The sequence below is a fragment of the Longimicrobium sp. genome (assembly GCF_036554565.1).
In the GTDB taxonomy this organism is placed as follows: domain Bacteria; phylum Gemmatimonadota; class Gemmatimonadetes; order Longimicrobiales; family Longimicrobiaceae; genus Longimicrobium.
In genome coordinates, this window is sequence record NZ_DATBNB010000278.1 from 1 (window position 1) to 5,069 (window position 5,069).

General features: G+C 71.0%; 4 protein-coding genes and 2 pseudogenes. 5 read left to right on the plus strand and 1 reads right to left on the minus strand.

Translation table 11 applies throughout. From position 1 onward, the window contains the following. The 4 genes and pseudogenes from VIB55_RS07455 to VIB55_RS07470 form a co-directional block, all read left to right on the plus strand. Window positions 1–204 (plus strand): annotated as a pseudogene (locus VIB55_RS07455) (hypothetical protein); the annotation flags it as partial. Between the two features lie 178 nt (window positions 205–382). After that, the gene (locus tag VIB55_RS07460; protein WP_331876044.1) at window positions 383–2,038 is read left to right on the plus strand and encodes a GAF domain-containing sensor histidine kinase; all 1,656 of its coding nucleotides are present in this window, start codon (window positions 383–385) and stop codon (window positions 2,036–2,038) included. Window positions 2,039–2,084: 46 nt separating this feature from the next. Next, window positions 2,085–2,648, plus strand: a complete 564-nt coding sequence (locus tag VIB55_RS07465; RefSeq protein ID WP_331876045.1) for a hypothetical protein — start codon at window positions 2,085–2,087, stop codon at window positions 2,646–2,648. A 90-nt stretch (window positions 2,649–2,738) separates the two neighbouring features. Next, window positions 2,739–3,758, plus strand: coding sequence for a tetratricopeptide repeat protein (locus VIB55_RS07470; RefSeq protein ID WP_331876046.1), 1,020 nt, complete (start codon window positions 2,739–2,741; stop codon window positions 3,756–3,758). A gap of 32 nt (window positions 3,759–3,790) precedes the next feature. Here VIB55_RS07470 and VIB55_RS25635 read toward each other — a convergent pair whose 3' ends face one another. Then, window positions 3,791–4,006: a type II toxin-antitoxin system PrlF family antitoxin gene (locus VIB55_RS25635; RefSeq protein WP_414681238.1), complete on the minus strand. Its 216-nt coding sequence runs from the start codon at window positions 4,004–4,006 to the stop codon at window positions 3,791–3,793. Window positions 4,007–4,428: 422 nt separating this feature from the next. Between VIB55_RS25635 and VIB55_RS07475 the strand changes: the two are divergent. Next, a pseudogene (locus VIB55_RS07475) lies at window positions 4,429–5,069 on the plus strand (hypothetical protein); the annotation flags it as partial.

Genomic DNA, 5,069 nt, shown 5'->3' on the forward strand with positions numbered 1-5,069 from the left:
CGTTCTCAGGCAATCTGCGACCAGTGTAAGCAGGGGGTCGAGACCCGTTTCGAGTACCGGACGTACTCCTTGGAAAGCCCCAAGATCGACGTCGAGCACGTGCTCGTGGCAGTGTGCACCACATGTGGCGGGGTGGCCGCAGTTCCGTTTCAGTCCTCCCTCAAGCTCAAGGAGGCGCGCGAGTCCGGAGCAAAGAGCGATTGAACGATCACGGGTTGTCGGCCCCCGACGCCCCATTTTGCCGCCCCATTCCCGGTTTTCGTGCAACCGCCCCCGCGCGGTCACCGCGGCCCCGGTGCGGAATCCAAAGCGCCGGCGCGGCTCTCGGCGTGCCCCGGCGCTGACGGCGCCCAAGAACGATTTCTGCATCGCCGGATGCACCGTGATTCATGCACCCGGCATCTCCCCGACCGAGCTCGCGCTCCTCATCCGCGAGAGCGGCACCTGCGCCGCCGCGTTCCGCGCCCTGCTGGAACCGCTGCGCGAGGCCGCGCTCGTCCACGCCGCATGGTGGGTGGGGCGCGACGGGCGCGAAGCGTGGCCCGAAGGCTCCGCGCCCCCCGCCGCGCTCGCCGCCCGGGCCACCGCCGGGGCGGGTTCGACGGCCCCCGAACTCAGCCCGGACGGGTCAGACAGCCTGGTCCTGGCGCTGGGCGGCGGCCTGGGCGGGCTTGTGCTCTTGGGCAGCCCCGACGCATTCGGCGAGACGGAACCCTGGGAACGGGTGCGGACGGCGCTTCACGCGGTTGCCCTGCGAGACCGCGAGCGCACGCAGGTGGAGGCCGAGCGCGAAACCCTGCTGCGGCGTGCGGAGGAAAGCGAGGCCCTTCACATCCTGGGACTGGCGGCCAACCGCACCTTGGACCCCGACGAGGTGCTCAGCCTGGTCGCCCGCTTCACCCGCACGCTGCTGGGCGCGCACTACGTGACCGTCAGCACGCGCGAGGGCGACAACGTGCGGACGATGGCGGCGGTGGGGCTGCGCACCAACGCGCCGGTGCTGGACGACGACCCGTTCGCCCGACGGGTCATCGAGGCCGAGAACCCCATCTCCCTCGGCGGCACAGACGGCCCTTCGCCCGCCGAATACCCGTTCCACGCCGGCGAGCAGATGCAGGCCGGCCTCGGCGTTCCGCTGGCGCTGTTCGGAAGCACGTTCGGCGCGCTGGTCATCGGCTATCGGCGCGCCTACCAGCCGGCGCCGCAGGACACGCGGCTGGCGCTCACCCTGGCCGGGCACGCCGCGGTCGCCATCTCCAACGCCCGCCTTCACCGCGCGCTGGCGGAGCGGGGCGAGGAGCTGGCGCACGCGCTGGACGAGCTGCGCGAATCGTCGGGAGCCAAGGAGCGCTTCTTCGCGTCCATGAGCCACGAGCTGCGCACGCCGCTGAACGGCATCCTGGGCTACCAGGCGCTTCTCCTGGACGGACTGGCGGGCGACATCCCGCCGACGGCCCGCGTCTTTCTGGAAAAAGCCAGCACCGCCGGCCGCAACCTGCTGCGCATCGTCGACGACATCCTGGATTACGCCAAGATCGAGGCCGGCCGCGTGCAGCTCACCATCCAGCCCGCCGCCGTGCGCGAGCTCGTGGAAGACGCGGCCGCCACGCTGCAGCCGGTGGCGGATGAAAAGGGCGTGCGCCTGTCGCTGCAGAAGCCGCCGTGCGCCTCCGTCATCGGCACGGACGCGGCGCGGGTGCGGCAGATCCTGGTGAACCTGCTTTCGAACGCGGTGAAGTTCACCCCGGCGGGCGGCGAAGTGTCGGTTTCCGCCGAGGCGCTGGGCGGCGGCGGCGTGGAGCTGCGGGTTCGCGACACCGGCCCGGGCATCGCGCCCGAAGACCAGCAGCGCATCTTTCACGAGTTCGAGCAGGTGCGCGGCACGCGGGGAGGCACCGGGCTGGGGCTGCCCATCTCCCGCAAGCTGGCGAAGATGCTGGGCGGGGACCTGGTGGTGGAGAGCCGGGTGGGCGAGGGCTCCAGCTTCATCGTTCGGCTGCCCGCCGCCGCGCCGGCGGGCACGCCGATTGCGAAATGAGCGGCTCGCGGTAAACGGATTGTTTCCTCCAGCAGGCAGTCGGACGATGTACACGCTCCGGACTACGCTACGCTTCGCCCTGCTCGCCGCCCTGGCGGGCGCGGCGGCTTCGTGCGCCGACAGCCCGGCCGCGCCCCCGGCGCCGGCCGCTTCGCTGGCGCGCTTCAGCGGCGCGAGCCCGCTGGAGTGCCCGGTCGCCACCGCCACCAGCGCCACGGCCACCATCGGGGCGCTCGGCGGCGTACTGGAAGCGGGCGGCCACCGGGTAGTCATTCCCGCGAACGCGGTGCTGTTCCCCACCAGCTTTACCATGACGGTGCCGGCGTCGCGGTACGTGGAAGTGGATGTGAAGGCCGCCGGTCTGGAGCACTTCGAGTTTCTGCAGCCCGTGGTGCTGTCGCTGAGCTACGCGCGCTGCACCCGCACCGACATCGACCGGGAAAGCCTGCGGATCTACTACGTCGATTCCGACACGCGGGCGATCCTCGAGGACAAGGGCGGCGTCGACAACAAGCTCACCCGCACGGTCACCACGGTCACGGACCACTTCAGCGGATACCTGATCGGGCAGGGCCGCAGCGGCGACTCGGGCGCTGACGGCAGCAACTGACATCCCAATGGGCTGCGAACATGGGGCCCTGCGGCAGAACGTCGCGGGGCCCGTTTTGTCGGTGACGACCATCCCAATGCCGATGAGTTCATGACGGACGACACGGCCGCGCTGCAGGCGCAGGCGTCCAGGCTGGAGCGGGAGGGCGACTGGCCGGCCGCCGACGCGGCGTACGCGGCGGTATTCCACGCGTCGGTCCGCGGCGGCGACATCGCCTCCGCCGCCGACGCGGGGCGCGGGCAGGCGCGCATCCGCCAGCAGGAAGAGCGCTGGGAAGAGGCCGAGGAATTGGCAGAGCTCAGCCTGGAGCTGGCCGAGCGCAACGGGCTGCGGCAGGCGGCGGCGCGGGCCGTCAACACCTGCGCCGCCATCCGCTACTTCCAGCGCCAGTACGAGCCGGCGCGCACCCTGTTCGAAGCCGCGCTGGAGCGCGCGCTGGACGTGGGAGACGACGCGCTGATCGGCTGGGCGTGCCTGAATTTGGGGGTGGTGGCCAACATCCGCGGCGACCTGCGCGAGGCCCGCACGCGCTACCTGGAGGGGATCGGCTCGTTCGTACGGTCGGGCGACAAGCAGAACGCCGCCCTGGTGTACAACAACCTGGGGATGGTGTGCGCCGACCTGAACGAGTGGCTGGAGGCGCAGGTGTGCTTCGAGCGGGCCATCGAGATCGCCGGGCGGATGTCCGGCAATCCCCTGCTCGCGCGCATGTACGCCAACCGCGCCGAGCCGCTGCTGCGCCTGCGCAAGGTGCGCGAGGCGCGCGAGTCGCTGGACCGCGCCGAGCAGCTGGCCCTGCGCGTGGGGGCGCACGGCGCGCTGTCGGACGTGGCGCGCTTCCGCGGCATGGTTTCGCGCGCCGAGGGCGCCTTGGGCGACGCCGAAGCGCACCTGTCGCGCGCCATCGAGATCGCCCGCGATGCGGAGCTGGAGCTGGAAGAGGCCGAGGCCCTGCGTGAGATGGGCGACCTGCAGCGCCTTCGCGGCCGCGAGCACGAAGCGCGCACGTCGCTGGAGCGCGCCCGCGAGCTGTTCACCCGCATCGGCGCCGACCGCGACGCCGAGCGCGTCGCCGAGATGCTCTGGGAAGACGAGCCGGTGGCGGCGTAGCGCTTCCGATGTGTCTGTGGGTATGCCGTCACTCAATCGAGTGGCGCATCCATGTCAACGTGCATGCCCGCCACCAGTCGCTCCGCCCGCGCAAGGATGTCCACGGGCAACGGCTGGATACCTTCTGGGCACTTGATCATGTCACGCTCGATGAGCGAAAGGAATGCGCTGAGCACGGGCTCGTGACCTGACCCCCACCATCCTCGCTCCCGAATGCACGCACCAGCAGCACGCCATCGCCGATGCATTCCGCTTCTACGTTGCCGTTGAACTCCGGATGTGCATCGAAGAGCGCAGACTCGAAAACAAACGACATCGAGTGCCCGGTCCTGCTGATGCGTCCTTTGTATGGCATCCCGGCCCCTTCGTTTGATGGATCAATCAGGCCGCAAGCGTAACTAGACGCACCTGTGGGTCAAGGCCCATCGCCCTACGGCTCTGTCCGTCCGGATCGATCACTTGGTCGTAGGCGGGCGGAACCATCCGGCCCGGCACGGGGGTATCTCCAGGAAACGCCCGTGTCCCCCGCTCTGATCCAACTCGCTGCCATGGCGTAATTTGGGGAACGGATCGTGCTCTTTCCCGCGGGTGGCAGCGCGTGGCGAGGCCGAACGCCGGGCCTCTCATGCCGGGAACGTGCGCGTTCCTACTCGCGGTTTCGTGGCACCCAATGATCCAGCATCGCTTCGCACCCGCCCTGGCGGCCCTCGTGGGTCTTGCAACCGGCCTTGCAATCAGCAACGCCGCGGGCGAGCACTCCATCCTGTCCAGCGTTCCCACCGTTTCGGAGCTCACGCCCACCCTTCCCGCCGACCCCATGCCCGCGTTCAGCAACGCGCGGATGGCGCTCGCGGTGCGCGAGGCGCAGCGGATGGTGGAGGACGGGCGCCCGTGGGAGGCGTGGAAGGAGCTGCGCCCGTTCGTAAAGAACCCGGAAGACGCCCCTGAGCAGGCGGTGCTGCTGGCGGCGCGGGCGGCGGCGGGGTGGGAGGGATGGACGCAGGTGCGCCGCCTGCTGAACGGCCGCGACTGGCTGGCGCAGCGCGCGGGCGGCGAGGGGCTGTTCCTGCTGGCCCGCGCCCACGAGGCCAAGGGCGACTGGTCCGCCGCGGCCGACGGCTACCGCCGCTACGCCAAGGTGCGCCGCGCCCCCCGCCAGCCCGAGGCGGCCGCGCGCCTGGGACGCGCGCTCGGACGGCTGAACGACCCGCGCGCCGCGGCCGATGCGTACGGCGAGGCGGCGCAGGCGCTGGGGCGCGAAGGCGACTGGCTGCGCGTCCTCCAAGCCGAGGCGCTGGCCATGGCCGGGGA

Coding starts and splice junctions, on each gene's coding strand:
- VIB55_RS07465 (WP_331876045.1), top strand. CDS start 2,085: ATGTACACGCTCCGGACTACGCTACGCTTCGCCCTGCTCGCCGCCCTG.
- VIB55_RS07470 (WP_331876046.1), top strand. CDS start 2,739: ATGACGGACGACACGGCCGCGCTGCAGGCGCAGGCGTCCAGGCTGGAG.
- VIB55_RS25635 (WP_414681238.1), bottom strand. CDS start 4,006: ATGCATCGGCGATGGCGTGCTGCTGGTGCGTGCATTCGGGAGCGAGGA.